This is a genomic window from Streptomyces sp. NPDC050315, from assembly GCF_040655775.1.
Taxonomy (GTDB): domain Bacteria; phylum Actinomycetota; class Actinomycetes; order Streptomycetales; family Streptomycetaceae; genus Streptomyces.
The window spans coordinates 420,238-442,535 of sequence record NZ_JBFAKN010000005.1; the positions used below are offsets into that span (position 1 = coordinate 420,238).

Here is a 22,298-nt window from a genome sequence, read left to right on the forward strand (position 1 = left end):
ACGCAGGGTCAGCGGTCAGGATCTTCGTCATCCGGCGGTTCAGGGGCATCGAACCGGTCCCTGATCTGTTCGGACAGATCGGGTCGGCCGGCTGCCGCCAGCCCGTCGGCGACGCGGCGGCTGAATAGCGCGGTCTCAGCTGAGCCCTCGTCGAATCCGGCCTGCTTGATGAGGTCCCCGAGTACGGTTGTGATGTCGGGTTCGGGCGGCTCGTCAGAGAAGGCGAAGCCGTCGCCGTGCGCCTCCCCAGAGCCGTCCGTCTGCCCCCGGTCATCCAGGTACTCCGGCTCCGACACGATCCGCATCCCGTCCCAGAGCCCAGTTGGTTCTTGCGGCAGGCGGGCCCCGGGCACCAAATGCCGGAACGTCTCGTCGATCTCCGTGTTGTTGGCGGCGGAGGAGAGCTGCGCGAGCGGCCCGATCAGGTCGACGGTCTTTTCGATCTGATCGTCGTGGTTCGCCATCCACCACACCACGGCGCTGCCGGTGTCCTTGAGCACATCATCACCGAGATACGCCCTCTTGTTCCGTTCATACTTGCGCTCGTGCTCCCAGACGTCCTCGTCCTTGCGGACCGTGGCGAGCTTCTCCAGCCGGTTCCGGTCAGCCTCGGTGAGCGTGAGAGCCACCCCTTCGGCCATGGCTGTGAGGCGGCCGGACGGGTCCGGCTTCATGGTCCCGAGCGCGCCGTTGAGCCGGTACTGGGCGAGTGCACAGCGTTCCGGTGACTGCTGCACGGTGATCGCACGTGCGCGTTCCAGTATCGATTCGATGGCGATGCCCGCTTCATTGATCGGCGGGGCGTCGGACGGCGTGTCTACGGGCTTCCACTGGACGAGCGCAGAGAACTGGAAGTCGTAGTCAGGCATCGCACTGGGTAGCGCCACCTGCGTCACCAGCTGCTCCCACCGCTCCGGAGGCGGGATCGGCAGGTCAGGCTCCAGCCGAGTCGTCGGCGGGAAGTGGGTGTCGGGTGGCCCGCTGAATTTCACCGCCAGAGCTGTTGCGCCGGCCAGTACGGCGATGGCAGCGGGCCAGGCCCAGAGCGGCCAGTCCGTCGAGAGGCCGACAATGACGACCAGCAGTGTGCAGATGATCGCAACGAAACCTGTCATGGTCTTGTGTCCCGAGCTCATGACGCCTCTCCCGTTGTCTGCTGCGAGGAGAACGGAGTGGTGTCGATGCCCTGGGCGACATCGATGTGCTGATTGAGGCGGGCGGCGACGCTGCAGCGTTCCCGCGTGTCCGCAGGTGAAGAGTGGGCCCAGTCGCGCGCGATGACGTGGAGTCTGGCAGGTACGCCGGGATGGCGGCAGGCGGATTCGGCGAGCAGGCGCAGCAGGGCCTCGCGGTACGGCTCGGCGACGCCTGCCGCCGCCAGCCAGCCGCGGACGTGCTGCGCCCAGACGGTGTGGTCATGACCGAAAGCGTCCGACCAGCCGTCGGCCAAGCGGGTACGGACCGTCGGGTTCGAGTACAGACGCCGTTGCCCGACGACGGCACTCGCGACCTTGAGGAAGATCTTGGCGTCCGCCAGCCACTCGGCGGGGGAGAGGCGACCGAGCAGTACGAGGAGGAGTCGGTCGGCCTTCGTGGCCAGCCGGAAGACAGCATCGGCCGCCGTGGACGGCGTTCCCTCCTCCCGGCGGGCCATGTGATGCAGACGGACCAGAGCTTGGTCGGGATGGCGCAAGGACATCACGTTCTCGCACACCACCACGAGCACGTTCTTCAGTACGTCGGACAGACCGGAGTCGATCGCCCGGAAGTAGATCTTCTGGCGAAGTGCCCGACCGTGCCTGTCGTCTGCCAGCCACTCGGCTAGCGCCTGCGTCGCGTCCGGGAGGAGTCGAGTGCCGTGTTGCTCGGTCCACTGCTCCGCCAGCCACCAAAGGTCCTCGGGGCAGCCGGCTGCCAGGCAGTCGGCTGCGAAGCGGGAGACGAGGTCCGATCGTTCCTGTTGTTTCCATGACGGCCACGCCACCAGTTGCCCCGTCCAGTCGCGGAAGGTCTCGCGAAGGTCGGGAGAGTACGTCCAGAAGTGGCTGCGCACGGCGACGTCGTACCTGGGGGCACCGAAGGTGACGGTCCCGTTCTCCCCTTTGGCGGCACCGATGGCCCTGAGCTCGGCGGCGAAGTCCGCCTGGTCCAGTCGTGGCTGCTCGATGTCAGGGTGATTCAGCAGGTCGAGCAGGGTGGTCGCACCGTCGAAGATCTTGTCGGGGGCGGAGCCGTGGAGCATCGCGACGGTGAACATGAGCGCGCGCCTGCGGCCGTCGGTCAGCTTCGCCAGGTCCGCCGCCACTGTGTCACTGCGGTCGGTCGCCTGCCCGAGTGCCCGCTTCAGCCACGTCGAAAAGGTCTCCTCCGGCCCTGCTGAGTCCCGGGCAGCGCAGATCTTGGCTGCGAGCACGGCTACGTCTGTCACGGTCGCATGAGCAAGGTAATCCGTCAGGTCGTGTGTGATGTCTGCTGGCCCAGGGCGGATTCCCTCGACGCGTAGATGGCGCAGCAGTACCTCGCGTGCCGGCGGGATTCCGATTTCTGCTGTGAGGGGATGAAGTCCTGCTTCGTGGCGGTGCATGAGCTGCAGCGGCAGTACGACGACGAGACAGGCCGAACGTTCTGCCAGCACGCTGCGGAACGCCGAGAACTCCTTCTGCACCGTTGCGTACTGCTCGACGTCCACGCCCGAAAGGTCGAGAAGGAGGCGGTCACGCTCTCCGATCATCGAGGGGTCCAGCGCTCGGTTCTGCTGGTTGTCGTCCCAGGTGTCCGGCAGTTCGTGGTAGTTGCCCGCGCCCTGGGACAGTTCGTGCAGGAGCACCAGGGCGGCGGCCCGCCGTCCGCTCCCGGGACTGCCGGTCAGGAGGACGGTGCCTTCACGTTTCAGGATCTCTCGTGCCCGCCGGAATCCTGGGGGGTACACGAAACGCTGAAAGAGACGCGAGCGGTCGTTCGCGGCGATGGCCAGCGGGTCCTGCCCACGTACGCCGATGCGGGAGGCCGCTTCCTTCATCTGGAAGATCAGCTGATCGCCACTGCCCGCATGCACAGTGGAAGCCTGTGCGATGTGGGAGCTGTTCCATTCGGTCACCGCTCGCCGTCCCGCGGATGACGAGGGACGCCGAACTCCTGGCGGATGGGGCCACGGGTGTTGTAGTTGGTGCCGTCCCCGTTGATCTCCACACTGCCGACCTTGTCTCCGGCGACCTGGTCACCGGAGCCTGTATGCAGCGAACCGTGCGACTCATTCACGAAGGTGCCGACCGTCCCACGAAGTCCACCCATACCGCCCGACTGACCGGTGTTGCGCACGATCGTGTCTGCTTGAGGCGTGGTCGCCGTCGTCTCCTTGCCGTTCCGTTCGCGCGCGGCGAGGTCCGGTACCTGTTGGGCGAGGCGGTCGCCGATCCTGGCCAGGTCGGATTCCGCGGTACGCAAGGAGAACCGCTCCAGCTGGCACTCGGCGAGCTGGGCGATCGAACGCGGTAACCGTCGAGGGTCGAGCTGATCCGTCTGCCGTTCCAGAAGGACGGGAACAACCAGTACCCCCCAGTCGAAGGCTTCCTCGAGCTCGCGACGTACCCAGTCTTTCGGATCGGTGAGGGCCCGGCGCTCCGGCCGCCGGCGATCAGGGGAATCGAGCCAGTCGTGGTGGACCAGAGCGAGCAGCGCGCTGCTGCGGCGGACCGATTCGTCGAGTACGTCGGCGTAGTTGTGCCCCAGGGGGATGGATTTGGCGGCGAGGAATGCGGCGCCCTCGCCGAAGCGCTGCGTCAGGTACTCATAGAAGCGGTAGGCGGCGTCTTTGCCGCCCCTGGTGCGATAGTTGATGAAGATTTCGGGCATGGCGAAGGAAACCCTTCTACGTGTCAATGGATGAGGAGCGCGGTGGATCGAGGAGAGCGAAGGATCACACGGCGGTGGACGCCAGCAGTGCGGAGAGCTCCGGATCCAGTTCGCGGACGGCGTTCACCCGCGGGTGACGCCGTAAGGTGCGGGCGAGGCGGTGCAGATCGGCGGTGATCGTCGCCGAATGGACCACCGCCACGGACCCGAGCAGGCTTCGCGCCACGCTGCAAGCCTGGTCGATGTCGCCTGCTGTCGCGTGGGCAAGGGCCTGGCGTACGCCGTAGCGGGACCGGCTCCGCAGGGCGTGGTCGGGGAGGCGGGCGGTCTGGGCTCCGAGCGTCTCGGCTGCTTGGTCGGGTCGGCCCAGTTCCTGGAGGCACCAGCCGGTGAACATGGAGACCACGTCGGGGAGGTGGGAGGCCCCGATGACGGGCTGCGTCGAGTCACCCGAGTCCTCTGCGAGCAGTTCGCGGGCCCTGTCGAGGCTGCGCATGCAGGCGTCGTAGTTCCCGGCCACCGCGTGGGCCTGTGCGAGTTTCTGTGCCGCGAGTCCCCGTACCCGCGGCGCGGCGTCGCTGTCGAGTGCTCGTCCGGCCAGCTCAACGGCCTCGGCGGAATCGCCGCGGAGGAGGCTGATGAGCGCCCGCCGGGCAAGCCCATAGATCGCGAGATCGTGATCGCCGCCGGCTGCCGCCAGTTCCGCGGCCTGCTTGGTCCACCACAAGGCGGCCTCGTCGTTCCCCGATTCCTGGGCCATCCAACCCGCGTACTCCGCGTAGCGAGAAGCCAGGACGAGCAGGTCGCGTCGCGTACGGGAGCCGTTGTGTGCCGCCATCTGCCGCAGGCTGTGCGTCTGAGCGATCAGCGAGGGCAATAACGTGCCAGGCGCTGTCGTCTGTCCCATGCGGCGGAATTCACGGAACAGAGACCGTGAAGCGTCCACGAGAGTGGCTGCACCGGTGTCCACGGAAATGTTCACGTTCACGGAGCTGAAGCTCAGCAGGGAAGCCGCTCCGGCGCTGAGCAGGCTCCGTCTGTTCACGGTATGGAACGTATTCGCCCCATCCTGTCCCAATTGCATCAACCACACCTCACCGTCATGAAGGGAATGCGTGCTGCCGACTTCCGCCGTTTCCGCCGGGGCCAGGGCGGCCAGTGCACCGTCGGCCTTCAGTTGCTCGTCGCACAGGCGGGCGAGCGTGGAGGTGGCCGGCTTGAGGCCCCGTTCAACCTTGCTCAGCTGCCCTTTGCTGTAGTGGACGAGCGCGCCCAATTGCTCCAGCGAGATATTGGCGGCCAACCGCCTTCGGCGGAGTTCCCGGCCGAACGCGTGCGGCTGCTGCGGCATCTTCAACCTCCATGACCGTCCGCCCAGCAGCCGGCGTGCTCGCGAATCAGCGTGCGGCAGGGCGGCGGAGCGGAACAAGGCGAATCGGTGGGTTTCCCGTTTCCTGTTCAGCTTTCCTGTTCGGCAGCGAAGCGGACACGCCCGTGTCTGTCGAGGTGGCCTACTGCTCGGACAGGCCACCGCTCGGCCGGGCGTTGTCAGTGCCGTCTGCTAAGACTGAGGGTGTGAGCAGCGAGAACGGGGCGGGGGCCGGGGAGCAGGGGGAGCAGCTGGCCCTGATCCGGGAGACCGTGCGGGAGGCCAAGAAGAAGGCGCCGAAGGCCAGGCCGCGGACCTGGCGCGGCGCCGAGCTGGCCAAGGACCGGCCGGTGGCCCGGGTCCTGGTGGACAAGGGCCCGGTGCATCTGGACAAGCTCTGGGACTATGCGGTGCCCGCCGCGATGGACGAGGAGGCGCAGCCCGGCGTCCGGGTCCGGGTGCGGTTCGGCGCGGGGACGAGCAAGGTGCGGGAGGGCCGGCGCGAGGGCGGCGGCCTGCTCGACGGGTACATCGTCGAGCGCATCGCCGAGTCCGACTACCGAGGCCCGCTGGCGGCCCTCGCCCAGGTCGTCTCCCCGGAGCCGGTCCTCAGCCCGCCGCTGCTGGCGCTGTGCCGCGCGGTGGCCGACCGGTATGCGGGCTCGCTCGCCGATGTACTGCAGCTGGCCATCCCGCCGCGGCACGCCAAGGCCGAGGCGGAGCGCTTCCCGGCGCCGCCGCCCCCGCCCGCGGTGCCCGCCCTCGCCAGCTGGGAGCGGTATCCGGACGGGCCCGGGTTCATCGAGGCGCTGGCGGGCGGCGGCTCGCCGCGTGCCGTGTGGACCGCGCTGCCGGGGCCGCACTGGCCCTGGGAGCTGGCCGCCGCGGCGGCGGCGACGCTGGCTTCCGGCCGCGGCGCGCTGGTCGTGCTGCCCGACGGGCGGTCGGCGGCCCGGGTGGACGCCGCGCTGACCGAGCTGGTGGGCCGCGGGACGCACACGCTGCTGACGGCGGACTCCGGCCCCGAGGAGCGGTACCGCCGCTGGCTGGCGATACGCCGGGGCGCGGTGCGCGCGGTCGTGGGGACGCGCGCGGCGATGTATGCGCCGGTGGCCGATCTGGGGCTGGTGGCGGTGTGGGACGACGGGAATTCCAGCCACAGCGACACCAATGCGCCGTATCCGCACGCGCGGGACGTACTGCTGCTGCGTGCGGTGCACGAGAAGGCGGCGTGCCTGATCGGTGATCTCGGGCGCACGGTCGAGGCCGCGCAGCTCGTGGAGAACGGCTGGGCGCGTTCCCTGGAGGCCGGGCGCGACCAGGTGCGCGCGGCGGCGCCGCTGGTCCGCACGATCGGGGACGCGGAGACGGCGCGCGACGAGGCGGCGCGCGCGGCGCGGCTGCCGTCGCTCGCCTGGCAGACCGCGCGCGCCGGGCTGGCCCGCGGTCCGGTACTGGTCCAGGTGCCCCGGCGCGGATACGTACCGCGGCTGGCCTGCGCGCGGTGCCGCGAGCCCGCGCGCTGCCGGCACTGCGCGGGGCCGCTGGAGGCGCCGGACCAGGACAGCGCGCTGTGCTGCGGGTGGTGCGGTACGGCCGCGCCGGACTGGCACTGTACGGAGTGCGGGCACGGGCGGCTGCGGGCGCAGGTCGTGGGGGCGCGGCGGACGGCGGAGGAGCTGGGGCGGGCGTTTCCGGGAGTACCGGTGCGGACGTCCGGGCGGGACCATGTGCTGGACACGGTGCCGGACCGGCCGGCGATCGTTGTCTCCACGCCCGGCGCGGAGCCGGTCGCGGCGGGTGGCTATGCCGCCGCGCTGCTGCTGGACGGGTGGGCGCTGTTGAATCGGCCCGATCTGCGGGCCGGGGAGGAGGCGTTGCGGCGCTGGCTGGGTGCGGGGGCGCTGGTGCGCGGTGCGGAAGCCGGGGGCGTCGTGGTGGTGACGGGGGAGCCTACGCTGCGGCCTGTGCAGGCGCTGGTGCGGTGGGATCCCGTGGGGCATGCGGTGCGGGAGCTCGCGGAGCGGGCGGAGCTCGGGTTTCCGCCGGTGTCGCGGATGGCGTCTGTGGCGGGGCGGCCGGAGGATGTGGCCGAGCTGGTGCGGGGGGCGGATTTGCCGGCGTCGGCCGAGGTGTTGGGGCCGGTACCGGTACCGGCCCCCTCCGGGGGGCGCCCGCGGCGGGCTGGGGAGCCGCCGGTGGGCGAGGCGTGGGAGCGGGTGCTTGTCCGGGTGCGGCCGGGGGAGGGGGCGGCGATGGCCTCGGCTTTGAAAGCGGCTTGGGCGGCTCGGATGGTGCGGCGGGAGGGGGACGCGGTTCGAGTGCGGGTCGATCCGCTGGATCTGGGATAGCCGGTTCTGTTGCGCTGGTGCCCCAGCGGTGCGGTTTCGTCGGGGTGCGCCCCGTCGACGGTGTCCTCAAACGCCGGACGGGCTGGGTGCGTTTCGGCGCGGTGACGGACCTCCGCGGGTGGGTGTTCGGACTGCTTCGCTTTACGTCCGAACACCCACCCGCTGCGGCCCGCCCCCTCCCGTAGTGGGGGAGGGAAGGGATGGGTGGGGGCTGGTGTCCGTAGCCTGTCGGCGGGGCTGCGGAGGGTCAGCCGTTGCGCGGGCCCGGGAAGGCGTTGGGGCGGTCCTGGGCGGGCTGGGTCGGCATGGTGCGGGCGGCGGGGACGGACGCCGGCGGGATGGCGGGGGCCACGGAGACGGCGCGGGCAGCTGCGGGGTCGGGCGTGCGGGGGGTGTCCTGGGCGTCGGCCGGGGGCTGGGGGGTGGCGCGGCGGGCGCCGTAGCGGCGGTGGACCGCCTGCTTGGTGACGCCGAGGGCCGAGCCGACCGCGTCCCACGAGAAGCCGAGCGAACGGTCGAAGTCGACCGCGGCCGTGACGAGCGTTTCGACGCTGTCCCGCAGCTCCTGGGCGAGGCGCACCGTGGGTGCCGGGGCGCGCCCGTACACGACGAAGCCCGTGGACGGGCCGGTGCGCCGCGGACGGTAGACGTTGCCGAGCTGTGCGGTGAGCGTGCGCAGTGCGTCCACCTGCCGGCGGACCCGCTCGATGTCCCGCACCAGTAGATGAAGACTGGCGCGTGCCTGGGCGTCGTGGGTTGCGTGGTCGGCCATGAACAAGCCTCTCGAACCGGCGTTGAAGCGGAAGAAGACGGATTTCGTGGACCGGGTCAGCGGTCCGGTGTGGTCAATGTCGTTTGACCAACGCGACAGCGCCGGGTGGGGTCACGGTATGGGGGCGTACGAGCTTTCAGCTGGGGCGTGCGGTGACCCGTACGCCCCTGCTTCTGACGCCCCATAGACTGGTGTGTCTTTCCGCAGCGCTGAGAGGTAGTACGCCACCCATGAGGCTCGTCTTCGCCGGTACCCCCGAGGTCGCCCTGCCCGCCCTGGACGCCCTGATCGCGTCGGACCGGCACGAGGTGGTGGCCGTCGTGACCAGGCCGGACGCCCCGGCCGGGCGCGGCCGCCGGCTCGTCGCCAGCCCGGTCGCGCAGCGCGCCGAGGAGGCCGGCATCGAGGTGCTCAAGCCGGCCCGGCCGCGCGACGAGGACTTCCAGGCCCGGCTGCGCGAGATCGCGCCCGACTGCTGCCCGGTCGTGGCGTACGGCGCGCTGCTCCCGAAGTCGGCGCTGGAGATTCCCGCGCACGGGTGGGTGAACCTGCACTTTTCGCTGTTGCCCGCGTGGCGTGGCGCGGCGCCCGTGCAGCACGCGGTGCTCGCGGGTGACGAGGTGACCGGTGCGTCGACGTTCCGGATCGAGGAGGGGCTGGACTCGGGACCGGTCTACGGCGTGCTGACCGAGGAGGTCCGGGCGACGGACACCAGCGGTGATCTGCTGACCCGGCTGGCGTTCGCGGGGGCCGGGCTGCTGGCCGCGACCATGGACGGTATCGAGGACGGCACGCTGCAGGCGGTGCCGCAGCCGGCCGAGGGCATCACGCTCGCGCCGAAGATCGAGGTCGAGGACGCGAAGATCGACTGGTCGGCGCCCGCGCTGCGGGTGGACCGGGTGGTCCGCGGCTGCGCCCCCGCGCCCGGCGCCTGGACGCTCTTCCGGGGCGAGCGGCTGAAGGTGATGTCGGTGGCGCTGGTACCCGACCGTACGGACCTGGAGCTGGCGCCCGGCGAGATCGCGGCCACCAAGAAGGCCGTGTTCGTGGGGACCGGCAGCCACCCCGTACAGCTGCAGTGGGTGCAGCCGCAGGGCAAGAAGCCGATGGCCGCGGCGGACTGGGCGCGCGGCGTGCGAATCGAGGCCGGGGAGCGCCTGGACGGCTGAGGAAGGCCGCGGAGGGCGATTAATCAAGTTTGATGAGTGGAGGGGCGGGTATTACCCTGCCGGTAGGTAGTCAAGTTTGATTAGAGGGGGAGCGGTATGACGGAGTTCGTGGTGCCCGAGGCGGGGGCGTACGTGCCTACGGAGCAGGACCTGCGGGAGATCGAGGAGTGGTTCGCGCGGTACGACGCGTTGAGTGCGGAGGTGGATGTCGAGCGGATGGCGGACATGGCCGTCTTCCCGCTGAACCTCGTCAGTGATGACTCGAAGGGCAACGGCTGGGCCGGGCAGTGGAGCCGGGCGGAGTTCATGCGGACGATGAGGGAGGTCATGGGGGGTGAGGAAGACGTGTCGTTCGAGTCGACGCGGACGCCGCATTTTCTGAGCGCGTCGCTCGCCGTGGTCTTCACGGACGCCGTGTTCACCGTCGGCGGGCGGTCGCAGGCGGTGCGGTATGCCGATGTGCTGGTGAAACGGGACGGCGCTTGGGCGTTCCAGACCATGATCCAGGGCGGCTGGGGGGATCTGCTGCGACGGTAGGCTGGGTGGGATTCGTCCTCGTCAGCAGCGGAGCACCTTTCTCGTGAGCGACCAGCCTCGTCGTCGTCCCGGCAGCAAGCCCCATCGGAGGCCGAAGAAGGACCCCGTACGCATCCTCGCGTTCGAGGCCCTGCGTGCGGTCGACGAGCGGGACGCGTACGCGAACCTCGTCCTGCCGCCGCTGCTGCGCAAGGCGCGCGAGGCCGGGAACTTCGACGCGCGTGACGCCGCGCTGGCGACCGAGCTGGTCTACGGGACGCTGCGCCGGCAGGGCACGTACGACGAGATCATCGCGGCGTGTGTGGACCGGCCACTGCGGGAGGTCGACCCGCCCGTGCTGGACGTGCTGAGCCTGGGCGCGCACCAGTTGCTCGGTACGCGGATTCCCACGCACGCCGCGGTCAGCGCGAGTGTGGAGCTGGCGCGGGTGGTGCTCGGTGACGGGCGGGCGAAGTTCGTCAACGCCGTGCTGCGGAAGATCGCGGCGGATGATCTGGACGGGTGGCTGGAGCGGGTCGCGCCGCCGTACGACGAGGACCCGGAGGACCACCTCGGGGTCGTGCACTCGCATCCGCGGTGGGTCGTCTCGGCGCTGTGGGACGCGCTGGGCGGCGGCCGGGCCGGGATCGAGGACCTGCTGGAGGCGGACAACGAGCGGCCCGAGGTGACACTGGTCGCCCGGCCCGGCCGGTCCACCCCCGAGGAGCTGCTCGATGCGGTCGGCGAGGAGAACGGGCTGCCGGGGCGCTGGTCGCCGTACGCGGTACGGCTCACCGAAGGCGGCGAGCCGGGCGCGCTGGACGCCGTACGGGAGGGCCGTGCGGGTGTGCAGGACGAGGGCAGCCAGCTGGTGGCCGTCGCCTTGGCCAATGCGCCGGTGGACGGGTCCGACGCGCGCTGGCTGGATGCCTGCGCGGGGCCCGGCGGCAAGGCGGCGCTGCTGGGTGCGCTGGCGGCGGAGCGCGGTGCCGCGCTGCTCGCCGCGGAGAAGCAGCCGCACCGCGCGCGGCTGGTCGCGCGGGCGCTGGCGGGCAACCCGGGGCCGTACGAGGTGGTGGCCGCGGACGGTACGCGTCCGGTCTGGCGGCCCGGCTCCTTCGACCGGGTCCTGGTGGATGTGCCCTGTACGGGGCTGGGCGCGCTGCGCCGCCGCCCGGAGGCGCGCTGGCGCCGCCGCCCCGAGGGCCTGGACGGCTTCGCGCCGCTCCAGCGCGATCTGCTGCGGCAGGCGCTGCGGGCCGTACGGGTCGGCGGGGTCGTCGGGTACGCGACCTGCTCGCCGCATCCGGCGGAGACCCGCGCCGTCGTCGACGACGTACTGAAGGAGCAGGGCGTGGATGCCGAGTTCATCGACGCCCGGCCGCTGATGCCCGGAGTGCCCGCCCTCGGCGACGGCCCGGACGTCCAGCTGTGGCCGCATCTGCACGGTACGGATGCGATGTACCTGGCGCTGCTGCGTCGCACGGCGTGAGAAGGCGGTGCGTTCCGGGTTAGGGAACGCTCTGGGTTCTAACTCGGAGAGGTGCCTGGCCTTGCGGGGCAGGGAGAGATTGGTGATCGGGAACAGAGTGTTTCCGTTGAAGTATTGACCGGGTGGGTGGGCCGTCGTACGTTGTTGGCCGTCGGCGGGGATCCGCCGGCCTCTCTCCCCTTGCCGCTGCGGAGTGCACCATGAGTTCGCGTCGTACCCCGAAGACCGAAGCAGCCCGCGGCGGCCGTCCCAAAGACCCCGAGCTGGACGGCAAGGTCCTGGACGCCGCGGCCGGGCTCCTGGCGGAGCTCGGCTATCTGGAGCTGACGATCGAGAAGGTCGCGGCCCGGGCCGGCGTCACCCGTAAGACGGTCTACAACCGCTGGGCCAACAAGTCCGCGCTCGTCGGCGAGCTGCTCATCCGTAACGCCGAGGTCGACCACATCCCCGACCTCGGGGACACCCGCGCCGAGATGCGGGAGCTCTTCGCGCAGATCGTGCGGGACGTGGGGGAGAGCCGCGGCAGGCTGCTGTCCTCCCTGTGGGCGACCATCGGCGACCCGGTCGTACTGCACCGCTTCCGTACTGAAGTACTGGGCCCGCGGCGGCAGTTCGCGCGCGCGGCGGTCCAGCGCGGGGTGGCCCGCGGCGATCTGCCGGCGGACATCGACGTGGACCTGCTGATCGACATGTGGTCGGGCACGGTGATGTTCCGTACCGAGGTCCGTTCGGACGCGCTGCTCGCCTCCCAGGCCGAGGCCATGGTCGACCTGGCGCTGTCCGGGGCCGTGCCGCGGCTGCCGAAGCCCGGCACCGATTCCTGAATCCTCCTTTACTTCTTTCTTCGGTACGCCTCCGGGCGCCGCTCCGGCCTGCCCTGATGCGCGTACCGCCGCCTTCTGAACCGAGGTCTCTGTCATGAACAGAACAACAAGACCCGTGCGTCCGCTCGGCCCCCGCGCCATGCTCGCCTCGATGGCCCTCGTCGAGGTCGCCAGCGGCGCCACCCAGCAGTACCTGCCGCCGATCCTGCCCGGGCTGGGTACGCAGGCCGGTTTCGGCACCGCACAGCAGAACTGGATCATCGTGGTGCAGATGGCCAGCTGTGCCGTGCTCACGCCGGTCCTCTCCCGGCTCGGCGACGGCTTCGGCTACCGGCGGCTGCTGCGTGCCTCGATCGTCATGGTCGTGCTCGGCTCGCTGGTGATGGCGCTGTGGCCCACGCTGCCGTTCCTGACCCTCGGCGCGGCGCTGCAGGGTGGCGTCGTCGGCTTCATGCCGCTGATGATCGGCATCCTCCGCCACCAGCAGGGCGAGGCGGCCTCCCGGCGCGGCATCGGCGTCCTGGTGGGGGCGCTGCTGCTGGCCGTCGGCTGCGCCGGCATCGTCGCCGGTGCGGTCGGTGCGCGCGACGCCCGGCTCGGCCTGTGGATCGGCGTGGGCGCCGGTGTACTGGGGCTGGTCGCGGGGTGGCTGCTGCCGGACGGTGCGACGCCGGCCCCCGAGGCGCGGCGGTTCGACGTACCGGGCTTCGTCCTGCTCACCGTCGGGCTGGTCGGTGTGGTGCTCGCCCTCGCGCAGGGCGCCACCTGGGGCTGGGCGTCGGCCGCGACCGTCGGCTGCGGGCTGGTGGGTGCGGCCGCGCTGGCCGGCTGGTGGGGGCTGGAGCTGCGGGTGGCGCAGCCGCTGGTGGACGTACGGATGTTCCGCAATCCGCGGGTGGCCGTGCTGAGCGTGGTGACCTTCTGCGTCGCGGCGGTGACCATCGGGTCGATCGCCTTCAACGCCACCTTCCTGGGTGCCGCGCCGGCCACCGTGGGCTACGGCATCGGCCTGAACGCCACCGCCATCGGCTGGGCGCTGCTCCCGATGACCGTGGCCAGCGTCGCCGCCTCGGCGCTCAGCCCGGTGCTGCTGCGACGGCTGGGGGAGCGGGCCACCGTGGCGGCGGCCGGTGTCACCGCGGCCGTCGGTTTCGGCCTGCTCGTCGCCCTCCACACCGCACTGACCCACTACCTGATCGCCTCCCTGTTCATCGGTGTCGCGCTGGGCCTCTTCGAGTCCGTCACCCGCACGCTGACCGTCGAGGCGGTCGCCCCCGAGGAGACCGCCACCGCCGCCGGCGTCAACGAACTGGTGCTGTCGCTCGGCGCGGCCGTCGGCTCCGCCGTGCTCGGCGCGGCGCTCGCGGCGCACACCGGCCCGGCCGGCCATGTCGCCCTCGGCGGCTACACCACCGGCTGGGCACTGTGCGCCGCCGCCGGGCTGGCCGCCGCGCTGGCCGTCCTGAAGCTGCGCCCCGCCGCGCCCGCCGCCTCGTACGCCGCCGTCCCCGAAGGAGCGCATCAGTGAAGCTCACCGCCCACCACCGCACCGCGCGCGACGCCGCCGAGTCCTGGCGCGAGGAGCTGCTCGGCCTCAGCCACCGGCTGCACGCCGACCCCGAACTGTCTTTCGAGGAACACCGGTCGGCCGCCGCGCTGGCCGGGCTCGCTGAGCGGGCCGGGTTCAGCGTGGAACGCGGCGTGGCCGGGCTGGACACCGCCTTCACTGCCGTGCGCGGCAGCGGTGACCTGGTCATCGGGGTGTGCGCGGAGTACGACGCGCTGCCCGGCATCGGTCACGCCTGCGGCCACAACGTCAACGGCGCGGCGGCGCTCGGCGCGGCCCTCGCGCTCGGTGAGGTCGCCGACGACCTCGGCATCACCGTCAAGTTGCTCGGCACCCCGGCGGAGGAGGACGGCGGCGGCAAGGTGTACGTGATCGAGGACGGGCTCTTCGACGACGTGGCCGTCGCGATGATGGTGCACGCGAACGACGCCGACACCGTGGGCAACGGCTCCCTCGCCATCGGCTCCTGGAACCTCACCTACACCGGCCGCTCGGCGCACGCCGCCGCCGCTCCCTGGGAGGGCCGCAACGCCCTGGACGCGCTCACCGTGGCCCAGACCGCGCTCGGCCTGCTGCGCCAGCAGCTGCCCCCGGAGAGCGTCGTGCACGGCATCATCACGGACGGCGGCCAGGCCGCGAACGTCATTCCGGCCAGGACCGCCGCCCGGTACGAAGTGCGCTCGCCCACGATGGAGTCGCTGCGCGCGCTCCAGGAGCGGGTACGGGCCTGCTTCGAGGCGGGCGCGCTGGCGACCGGTACGGAACTGCGCATGGAGCCGCACGGGCACGACTTCGCCGATCTGCGCCAGGACACCGCCGTCGCCGAGCTGTACGCGGGTGCCGCCGAGGCCCTCGGGCGTACCGTCGGGCGCGCGCCGGAGCGCGCCGGCTCCACCGACATGGGCAACGTCTCCCACCTGCTGCCCACGATCCACCCGATGATCGGCTACGACACCGGCGGCGCCCGCCAGCACACGGAGGAGTTCGCCGCCGCCGGCACCTCCGAGGGCGCCGACCGGGCGGTCCTGGACGGCGCCGTCGCCATGGCCTGGACGGGCGTCTCGCTGGCCGCGGACCCCGGGCAGCGTGATCGACTGCTGGGCGCGGTGCGCGGTCGCGCCGCCGTACAAGAGGGTGTGGCGTGACCCGCTTATGGATGTCGGCGCGCTCACGACATACTGGTGTCATGGCCTTGATCAACCCCAGCATTCTGTCCGCCGACTTCGCCCGGCTCGCCGAGGAGGCGAAGGCCGTCGAGGGCGCGGACTGGCTCCATGTCGACGTCATGGACAACCATTTCGTGCCCAATCTGACGCTCGGCGTCCCCGTGGTGGAGTCGCTGCGCAAGGCGACGGACACGCCCCTCGACTGCCACCTGATGATCGAGGACCCGGACCGCTGGGCGCCGCAGTACGTCGAGGCCGGTGCGGGTTCCGTCACCTTCCACGCGGAGGCCGCGGCCGCGCCGGTCCGCCTCGCGCGGGAGATCCGGGCCAAGGGCGCGCGGGCCTCGATGGCGCTGAAGCCCGCCACGCCCATCGAGCAGTACGAGGACCTGCTCCCCGAGCTGGACATGCTGCTGATCATGACGGTTGAGCCGGGCTTCGGCGGGCAGGCGTTCCTGGACATCATGCTTCCGAAGATCCGCCGCACCCGCGCGCTGATCGCCAAGCACGGTCTGGAGATGTGGCTGCAGGTGGACGGCGGGGTGTCCGACAAGACGATCGAGCGCTGCGCCGAGGCGGGCGCCGACGTCTTCGTCGCGGGCTCCGCGGTGTACGGCGCCGAGGACCCGGCGAAGGCCGTGCGGTCGCTGCGGGACAAGGCCGACGCCGCGACCGCGGCGGCCGGCTGGGGCTGCGCGCACTGACGCGGCCGGGCCGCGCGGGCGCGCGGCCGGGTCGTGCGAGTGTGCGGCCGGGGTCGCGTGCAGGCGCGGCTGGGTCGCGCCAAGGCGCGGCCACCACCCGGGGCAGCGAGGATTGACCTCGTGGCCACGCAGCGTTCATCGCGGGCCGAAGGGTCATGGCCCACGGCGACCTCGGGTTTCTGGAAGGATGAGCGCAGAGTCGATCAGGTGCGCAGTAGGGGAGATTTTCGTGGTTGCCAGCCGCCCACATTCCGGGATGGGCCCCGCCGAGCTGGTGCAGGCTGCGGCCATGGCCCGGCGGTTCTATCTCGAGGGCAAATCCAAGATCCAGATCGCCGAGGAGTTCGGCGTCAGCCGCTTCAAGGTCGCGCGGGTGCTGGAGACGGCACTGGAGCGTGACCTCGTACGCATCGAGATCCGCGTCCCCGCCGAGCTGGACGCCGAGCGCTCGGACGCGCTGCGGGCCCGGTACGGCCTGCGGCACGCCGTCGTGGTGGAGTCGGCCGCCGACTCCGACGACGCGCCGGATCCGGAGAACCTCGGCGATGTCGCCGCCGACCTGCTCGGCGAGCTGGTCGCCGAGGGCGACGTGCTCGGCATCGCCTGGGGCCGCTCGACGATCCACATGGCGTCGGCCCTGCACCGGCTGCCCCCGTGCACAGTGGTCCAGCTGACCGGTGTGTACGACGCGGGGACCGCCGACAGCGGCTCGGTGGAGGCGGTCCGCCGCGCCGCCGACGTCTCCGGCGGCGAGGCGCACCCCATTTACGCGCCGATGCTGCTGCCGGATTCGGCCACAGCGGCGGCGCTGCGGGGCCAGACGGGTATCGCGCGGGCGTTTGATTACTTCGACAAGGTCACCGTCGCGTGCGTGTCCATCGGCTCCTGGGCGCCGGGCATCTCGACGGTGTACGACATGCTCTCGGAGGACGAGCGCGAGCACTACGCCTCGCTCGGCGCCACCGCGGAGATGTCCGCGCACCTCTTCGACGCCGAGGGCCGGCGCATCGGCCGGGACCTGGGGGAGCGCTGCATCACGGTCGAGGCCGACCGGCTGCGCCGCATCCCCGAGGTGGTCGCCATCGCGGGCGGCCACCGCAAGGCCGCCGCGATCGGCGCCGTACTGAAGTCCGGCCTGGTCACGAGCCTGGTCACGGACACCGCTGCGGCCGATCACCTCCTCCTGGAGTCCGCTCCGGGCCCGCGCCCGGCGCTGGACCGCGCGGACCCGGATTCCTGACCCCGCCCGCACCGCAGTGCGCCGTACGGACGCCGTTCGTCCGGCGCGGCGGCCGGGGCTGTGACAGCATCGCGGCATGCCAGATTCCCCCGGAGTCCCCGGCCAGGCGGGTGCCGGCCGGCGTGCCGCCGCCCCCGGCCCCGCGCCGGACGGCGTGCCCAGGCCGCTGGCCGCGGTCCTCGACGGGCGGACGCCGCCCGGCGTGCTGTCCTGGCCCGCGGGCCGGCCCGTCCAGGAGGCACTGGACGCCGCGCTGACCGCGGGCTGGCAGGGCACCGTGCTCGACCTCGAAGGGGTCGCGGACAAGGCCGAGTTCATGACGCGGGCCGCGGCGGCGCTGCGGTTGCCTTCGTGGTTCGGGCGGAACTGGGACGCGCTCGCCGACTGCCTCGGCGATCTCTCCTGGTGGCCGGCGGAGCACGGCGGCCGGCTCCTGGTCGTACGGGCCTGGCAGGGCTACGCCGCGGCGGAGCCGGAGGAGTGGCGGGTGGCCGAGTCGGTCCTCGCCGACGCGGTGGCGCACTGGCGCGACACGGACACCGGACTGGCCGTACTGCTGACCCGCGACGCGGGCGGCACGGCGCGGGCCCGTACGTAGAAGCCGCGGCGCGGGCCCGCACGTAGAAGCTCGCCGTAGGGGCCCGCCGATGAAAGCGGCTGTCCACAGCTGAAAGCGGCCGCCTACAGCACCCGCTCGAAGCACCAGGAATCCTCGACGCCCGCGTACGCCCCGAAGTTGGGGATGCGGACGTACCCCGAGCGCGTATAGAAGCGGACCGCGGCGTGCTGCCGGTCGCCCGTCTCCAGCCGGAGGCGCGTCCAGCCCCGGCCGCGCGCCCACTCCTCCAGCGCACCCAGCACGGCGGCCGCGGCACCCGAGCCGCGCCGGTCCGGCAGTACGTACATCCGCTTGACCTCGCCGGTCCCGTCGCCGAGGTCGCGCAGCCCGCCGCAGCCCACCGGTATGCCGTCGTCCTCGTACGCCACGAAGAACGCCGTGATGTCCGCCGCCGAGGGCGGGACCCCGGGCTCACTGTCCGGGGTCCCGTAGATCTCGGCGATCTCGCTCCGCTGCTGCGCCCGCAGGACGGCGGCATCCGGGTCGTCCCAGGCCACCTGTTCGATCTTCATGCCCAGGATTCTGCCGAGGCCCCGTTTCGTACGCGTAACGCGTCGGACCGGAGTCAATGAGGCTTCTGTAGCCTGGCGTTGTCCGTGCGCCGGGGGGAGCCGAAACCGTGGAAAACGTCCTGACCGTGGCCATCGGTGCCGGCCTGGGCCTCATAGGGGCCGTGTTCGGTGCGTGGTTCACCGCGCGCCGGCAGGACCGCATGTGGCTCCGCGAACAGAAGCTCAAAGCCGGGGTCGCCTTCAACACTGCCGTCACCCAGCTGATCGACTACCTCCGGGACGCACAGCTGAGTGACGACGGCCCCGGCGCCAACGAGCTGGCGGGCCGGATGCAGGAAGCACGCTCCGCCCTCTTTCTCCTGTGCGACGACGACACCGTCGACCTCGCCAATGCGCTGGCCCGCCGGGTCTGGAAAGCCCGGCCCAGCGAAGGCAGGGACGACCGCCGGGCCGAGCACCACGAGACGCTGGCCCTCCTCCGCCGCTTCACCCAACAACTCCGGCAAGAGATCGCCAGTTCATAGTCCCCTCGGCACACCCGGACCAGACGTGTCCTAGCTGCGGCCCACCAGTGTCGTCACGTACGGCAGGAGTCCCTGCCGGGTGTAGAAGCGGATGGCGTCCGCGTTGCTGGCGATGACAGCGAGCTGGAACTCCCGCGCTCCCCGGTGCACGAACTCGGCACGGACCGCCTCGAACAGGCGCGTCCCGACCCCGCCGCCCCGCTGGTCGGCCCGTACGGAAAGGCTTTCCAGGACACCGGTCCTCGCTCCCCGCTCCCAGGACCCCGGCTGCTGCTCCTCCACGCGGGCCATGGCATAGCCGACGAGTTCGCCCTCGGCCTCGGCGGCCAGGGCGAAGGCGTCCGGGGAAGCGAGCCAGGTCTCGTACTTGGCCCGGCGATTCCGCCACGACGCTTCGGGGGACAGCGAAGGCGAGAGCTCTTCCAGATGCCCGGCAACGGCTACATGGTGCCGATGCAGCGCCTTCCACAGGGGCTCGAGGTCGTCGAGACGGTCAGCGGGTATGTGCTTGATCGAGAGCTGATTCATCCGGACACCGTACGAGAACGGGCCGGCGCGCCGGCCGTGATGCCGGTGCGCCGACCCCGCCGAATCGGCGTACTACGGGAATCGACGTACTACAGGCGGTCGCACAGGACCGAGCCGCCGAAGTCCTCGTCGTCGGTGCCCCACAGGGCGTGGTCGCCGTCCGGGAGCAGGGCGACCGCCTCGATCTTGCGGTTGTCCGCCGTGGTGTAGCGGCTCACCTCTTCCGGCTTGCTCAGCTTCAGGGCGGGGCGTCCCTTGGCGACCGTGAGCCGGCCCGCCTCGTACACCGCGGAGCTGAACGGACCGGAGTTCTTGTTCGGGTCCTGGGCCGCGGAGAGCACCACGGTTCCGTCCGGCGCGATCTTCAGGTCGCTGATGTGCCGCACCTCGTCCTGCGCCGGCCACGGCGCGCGGAACGCCGCCGGGGCGCTGACCTGCCCGAAGACCTTGTCCGCTGAGGCCGCGGACGGGTCGAAGGCGGCGGTGCGGACCTGGGAGGCGGTGCCGTTGCTGCCGCGGGTGGCCCAGATCGCCACGTACTTCTTCGTGGCCCGGTCCCGGTGGAGGGCGAACGCCTCGTAGTTCTGCGAGTCGTCGCCCGCGTACTTCTCGGTGCCCGGCAGCGGCGCCGACCAGCGGACCATCGCCGTACCGCCGCTCACCTTCACGCCGTACACCGTCGGGCGGAACTTTCCGCTGTCCCCGCTGCTCACGGTGGTGTACTCGCCGGGCCGCCCGGGCACCGCGTCCAGCGACTCCAGGTCCTTGGGCACCTCGCTCCCGGCCCACTTCAGGTCCCGGACGGCGGGCGCATGGCCGGGCGCCAGCCGTACGGACGAGATCCGGGGCTGGCCGGGCTCCTTGTTGTCCCGGGCCACGAGCAGGTCGGTGCGGTCGCCGTCGGTCCTGGAGACGACCATGCCGCTGACGCCGCCGGTCATCCCGTCGCCGACCTTCTGCCAGGACGGGGCGGGGGTGGCGGGGCGGTCCGTGCCGTCCGCGACGGCTACGGCGGCGACGGAGGCGAGGCACACACCGGCGACACCCGATGCGAGGAGTGCTTTTCTGATCATCGCTGCACGTTAAGGGAGGCTCCGGCGTCGGAAGAACTCTCTATGCACAGCGTTTACCTCGGCCGACGCAATTTCAGGGGAAAACACAGCCGACGGCGGCGCCGCTCGGGTGATGCCACAGAACCTGCCGGATCGGCTCCCCGAAGCTCGTCATTCCGGCACCGGATCAGCGATGATGTACTAGGAGCTTGATGCCTGATCCGCTGTTGGCCGATCTGTATCCGCTGTCGGACCGGTGCTGACTCCCCGCCCGCTACCCAAGCAAAACCGCAGGTGAGAGAGTTAGCATGCGATTTCTGAACGATTCGAAGCCGCCGTACGACCTGACGTACGACGATGTGTTCATGGTGCCGAACCGCTCCGCGGTCGGCTCCCGGCAGGGCGTGGACCTTTCCTCGCCGGACGGCACGGGCACCACCATCCCGCTGGTCGTGGCGAACATGACCGCGATCGCCGGACGCCGGATGGCCGAGACGGTCGCCCGTCGCGGCGGTCTCGTCGTCATCCCCCAGGACATCCCGATCGACGTCGTCACCGAGGTCGTCAGCTGGGTCAAGCGGCGCCACCTCGTCCTCGACACCCCGATCGTGCTGTCGCCGATCGCGACCGTCGCCGACGCGCTGTCCCTGCTGCCCAAGCGGGCGCACGGCGCGGGCATCGTCGTCGAGGGCGGCCGCCCCATCGGCGTCGTCACCGAGCACGACCTGGCCGGCGTGGACCGCTTCACCCAGGTCGCCGAGGTCATGTCCAAGGACCTGCTGGTCCTGGACGCCGACATCGACCCGCGCGAGGCGTTCAACCAGCTCGACGCCGCCAACCGCAAGCTCGCCCCCGCGGTCGGCAAGGACGGCCAGCTGGTCGGCATCCTCACCCGCAAGGGCGCGCTGCGCGCGACGCTCTACACCCCGGCCACCGACGCGAACGGCAAGCTGCGCATCGCCGCCGCCGTCGGCATCAACGGTGACGTGGCGGGCAAGGCCAAGCAGCTCCTCGACGCCGGCGTGGACACGCTCGTCGTGGACACCGCGCACGGCCACCAGGAGTCCATGATCAGCGCGGTCAAGGCCGTCCGGGCGCTGGACCCGCAGGTCCCGATCGTGGCGGGCAACATCGTCGCCGCCGACGGCGTGCGCGACCTCATCGAGGCCGGCGCGGACATCATCAAGGTCGGCGTCGGACCGGGCGCCATGTGCACCACCCGCATGATGACCGGCGTGGGCCGCCCGCAGTTCTCCGCGGTCCTGGAGTGCGCCGCCGAGGCCAAGAAGTACGGCAAGCACGTCTGGGCGGACGGCGGCGTGCGGCACCCGCGCGATGTCGCCATGGCGCTGGCCGCCGGCGCGTCCAACGTCATGATCGGCTCGTGGTTCGCCGGTACGTACGAGTCGCCCGGCGACCTGCAGCACACCGCCGAGGGCCGGCCCTACAAGGAGAGCTTCGGCATGGCCTCGGCGCGCGCGGTGCGCAACCGCACGAGCGAGGAGTCGGCGTACGACCGGGCCCGCAAGGGTCTCTTCGAGGAGGGCATCTCCACCTCGCGGATGTTCATCGACCCGGCCCGCCCCGGCGTCGAGGACGTGATCGACTCGATCATTGCGGGCGTGCGGTCCTCCTGCACCTACGCGGGCGCCTCGAACCTCGCGGAGTTCGCCGACAAGGCCGTCGTCGGCGTGCAGAGCGCGGCCGGCTACGCCGAGGGCAAGCCGCTGCACAACAGCTGGTAGGCGACGCGCCTCGGCGCTTCTGAGGGCCCGGCCCCGCACGTCCTGCGTGCGGGGCCGGGCCCGTCTGCGTTTCCGGGCGCAGGAGAGGCAGGGCGCCGGGCGCCGGAGCGCTCCCTCCCGGCCCGCGGAGACGCGTGAGATCGCTTACTTTCGGCCGCGTTCGCCCGTCCGGTCGAAATGTCTCCCCTTCGAATCCATGGCCCCAACGCGCCCTGGGCGCGCAACAAATGGCCGCCGTAACGCTTCGTGCGCAAGGATCATGCGCGTATGCGCAAAGAACCCGCATTACGGCAGGT

The 22,298-nt window shown here is 71.5% G+C and carries 20 protein-coding genes; 12 read left to right on the forward strand and 8 right to left on the reverse strand.

What is annotated here, in order from left to right:
• Nucleotides 1–8: 8 nt before the first annotated feature.
• The 4 genes from AB0I82_RS20805 to AB0I82_RS20820 all read right to left on the reverse strand — a co-directional run bounded on the left by AB0I82_RS20805 (nucleotide 9) and on the right by AB0I82_RS20820 (nucleotide 5,203).
• The gene (locus AB0I82_RS20805) at nucleotides 9–1,136 is read right to left on the reverse strand and encodes a hypothetical protein (protein WP_363258782.1); all 1,128 of its coding nucleotides are present in this window, start codon (nucleotides 1,134–1,136) and stop codon (nucleotides 9–11) included.
• Nucleotides 1,133–2,689 (reverse strand): hypothetical protein, encoded by a 1,557-nt coding sequence (locus AB0I82_RS20810; protein ID WP_363258783.1) that lies wholly within the window; start codon nucleotides 2,687–2,689, stop codon nucleotides 1,133–1,135. Before AB0I82_RS20810 ends, AB0I82_RS20805 begins: the two co-directional genes overlap by 4 nt.
• 404 nt (nucleotides 2,690–3,093) lie before the next feature.
• The gene (locus tag AB0I82_RS20815; protein ID WP_363258784.1) at nucleotides 3,094–3,852 is read right to left on the reverse strand and encodes a toll/interleukin-1 receptor domain-containing protein; all 759 of its coding nucleotides are present in this window, start codon (nucleotides 3,850–3,852) and stop codon (nucleotides 3,094–3,096) included.
• A 64-nt stretch (nucleotides 3,853–3,916) separates the two neighbouring features.
• A complete protein-coding gene (locus AB0I82_RS20820; protein WP_363258785.1) occupies nucleotides 3,917–5,203 on the reverse strand; it encodes a tetratricopeptide repeat protein in 1,287 nt (428 codons plus the stop codon).
• Nucleotides 5,204–5,427: 224 nt separating this feature from the next.
• Between AB0I82_RS20820 and AB0I82_RS20825 the strand changes: the two genes are divergently transcribed.
• On the forward strand, nucleotides 5,428–7,572 hold the full coding sequence (locus AB0I82_RS20825; RefSeq protein ID WP_363258786.1) for a primosomal protein N': 2,145 nt from the start codon (nucleotides 5,428–5,430) through the stop codon (nucleotides 7,570–7,572).
• A gap of 247 nt (nucleotides 7,573–7,819) precedes the next feature.
• On the opposite strand, the gene AB0I82_RS20830 is transcribed toward AB0I82_RS20825, so the two are convergent.
• Nucleotides 7,820–8,344: a hypothetical protein gene (locus AB0I82_RS20830; RefSeq protein WP_363258787.1), complete on the reverse strand. Its 525-nt coding sequence runs from the start codon at nucleotides 8,342–8,344 to the stop codon at nucleotides 7,820–7,822.
• A gap of 230 nt (nucleotides 8,345–8,574) precedes the next feature.
• Here AB0I82_RS20830 and fmt point away from each other — a divergent pair, with 230 nt between their 5' ends.
• From fmt to AB0I82_RS20875, 9 genes are all read left to right on the forward strand, one after another.
• Nucleotides 8,575–9,513, forward strand: coding sequence for a methionyl-tRNA formyltransferase (gene fmt / locus AB0I82_RS20835; protein WP_363258788.1), 939 nt, complete (start codon nucleotides 8,575–8,577; stop codon nucleotides 9,511–9,513).
• Nucleotides 9,514–9,609: 96 nt separating this feature from the next.
• Nucleotides 9,610–10,050, forward strand: coding sequence for a nuclear transport factor 2 family protein (locus AB0I82_RS20840; protein ID WP_363258789.1), 441 nt, complete (start codon nucleotides 9,610–9,612; stop codon nucleotides 10,048–10,050).
• A gap of 43 nt (nucleotides 10,051–10,093) precedes the next feature.
• Nucleotides 10,094–11,521, forward strand: a complete 1,428-nt coding sequence (locus tag AB0I82_RS20845; RefSeq protein WP_363258790.1) for a transcription antitermination factor NusB — start codon at nucleotides 10,094–10,096, stop codon at nucleotides 11,519–11,521.
• Between the two features lie 200 nt (nucleotides 11,522–11,721).
• Nucleotides 11,722–12,345, forward strand: a complete 624-nt coding sequence (locus tag AB0I82_RS20850; protein WP_363258791.1) for a TetR/AcrR family transcriptional regulator — start codon at nucleotides 11,722–11,724, stop codon at nucleotides 12,343–12,345.
• Between the two features lie 94 nt (nucleotides 12,346–12,439).
• Nucleotides 12,440–13,873 (forward strand): MFS transporter, encoded by a 1,434-nt coding sequence (locus tag AB0I82_RS20855; RefSeq protein WP_363258792.1) that lies wholly within the window; start codon nucleotides 12,440–12,442, stop codon nucleotides 13,871–13,873.
• Entirely contained in the window at nucleotides 13,870–15,057 is a 1,188-nt protein-coding gene (locus AB0I82_RS20860) for a M20 family metallopeptidase (protein ID WP_363258793.1), read from the forward strand. The genes AB0I82_RS20855 and AB0I82_RS20860 overlap by 4 nt, the downstream gene beginning before the upstream one ends.
• Nucleotides 15,058–15,098: 41 nt before the next feature.
• Nucleotides 15,099–15,782, forward strand: a complete 684-nt coding sequence (gene rpe, locus AB0I82_RS20865; protein WP_363258794.1) for a ribulose-phosphate 3-epimerase — start codon at nucleotides 15,099–15,101, stop codon at nucleotides 15,780–15,782.
• A gap of 256 nt (nucleotides 15,783–16,038) precedes the next feature.
• Nucleotides 16,039–17,022 (forward strand): sugar-binding domain-containing protein, encoded by a 984-nt coding sequence (locus AB0I82_RS20870; protein WP_363259076.1) that lies wholly within the window; start codon nucleotides 16,039–16,041, stop codon nucleotides 17,020–17,022.
• 154 nt (nucleotides 17,023–17,176) lie between these two features.
• Nucleotides 17,177–17,620: a barstar family protein gene (locus AB0I82_RS20875; RefSeq protein ID WP_030251535.1), complete on the forward strand. Its 444-nt coding sequence runs from the start codon at nucleotides 17,177–17,179 to the stop codon at nucleotides 17,618–17,620.
• An 83-nt stretch (nucleotides 17,621–17,703) separates the two neighbouring features.
• On the opposite strand, the gene AB0I82_RS20880 is transcribed toward AB0I82_RS20875, so the two are convergent.
• Nucleotides 17,704–18,153, reverse strand: a complete 450-nt coding sequence (locus AB0I82_RS20880) for a GNAT family N-acetyltransferase (RefSeq protein ID WP_363258795.1) — start codon at nucleotides 18,151–18,153, stop codon at nucleotides 17,704–17,706.
• A 107-nt stretch (nucleotides 18,154–18,260) separates the two neighbouring features.
• Here AB0I82_RS20880 and AB0I82_RS20885 point away from each other — a divergent pair, with 107 nt between their 5' ends.
• Nucleotides 18,261–18,677: a hypothetical protein gene (locus tag AB0I82_RS20885; protein ID WP_363258796.1), complete on the forward strand. Its 417-nt coding sequence runs from the start codon at nucleotides 18,261–18,263 to the stop codon at nucleotides 18,675–18,677.
• 30 nt (nucleotides 18,678–18,707) lie between these two features.
• Here AB0I82_RS20885 and AB0I82_RS20890 read toward each other — a convergent pair whose 3' ends face one another.
• Both AB0I82_RS20890 and AB0I82_RS20895 read right to left on the reverse strand, forming a co-directional pair.
• Nucleotides 18,708–19,205, reverse strand: coding sequence for a GNAT family N-acetyltransferase (locus AB0I82_RS20890; RefSeq protein WP_363258797.1), 498 nt, complete (start codon nucleotides 19,203–19,205; stop codon nucleotides 18,708–18,710).
• Nucleotides 19,206–19,294: 89 nt separating this feature from the next.
• Nucleotides 19,295–20,278, reverse strand: coding sequence for a hypothetical protein (locus AB0I82_RS20895; protein WP_363258798.1), 984 nt, complete (start codon nucleotides 20,276–20,278; stop codon nucleotides 19,295–19,297).
• 287 nt (nucleotides 20,279–20,565) lie between these two features.
• Between AB0I82_RS20895 and AB0I82_RS20900 the strand changes: the two genes are divergently transcribed.
• The gene (locus AB0I82_RS20900; RefSeq protein ID WP_363258799.1) at nucleotides 20,566–22,002 is read left to right on the forward strand and encodes a GuaB1 family IMP dehydrogenase-related protein; all 1,437 of its coding nucleotides are present in this window, start codon (nucleotides 20,566–20,568) and stop codon (nucleotides 22,000–22,002) included.
• The last annotated feature ends 296 nt before the right edge of the window (nucleotides 22,003–22,298 follow it).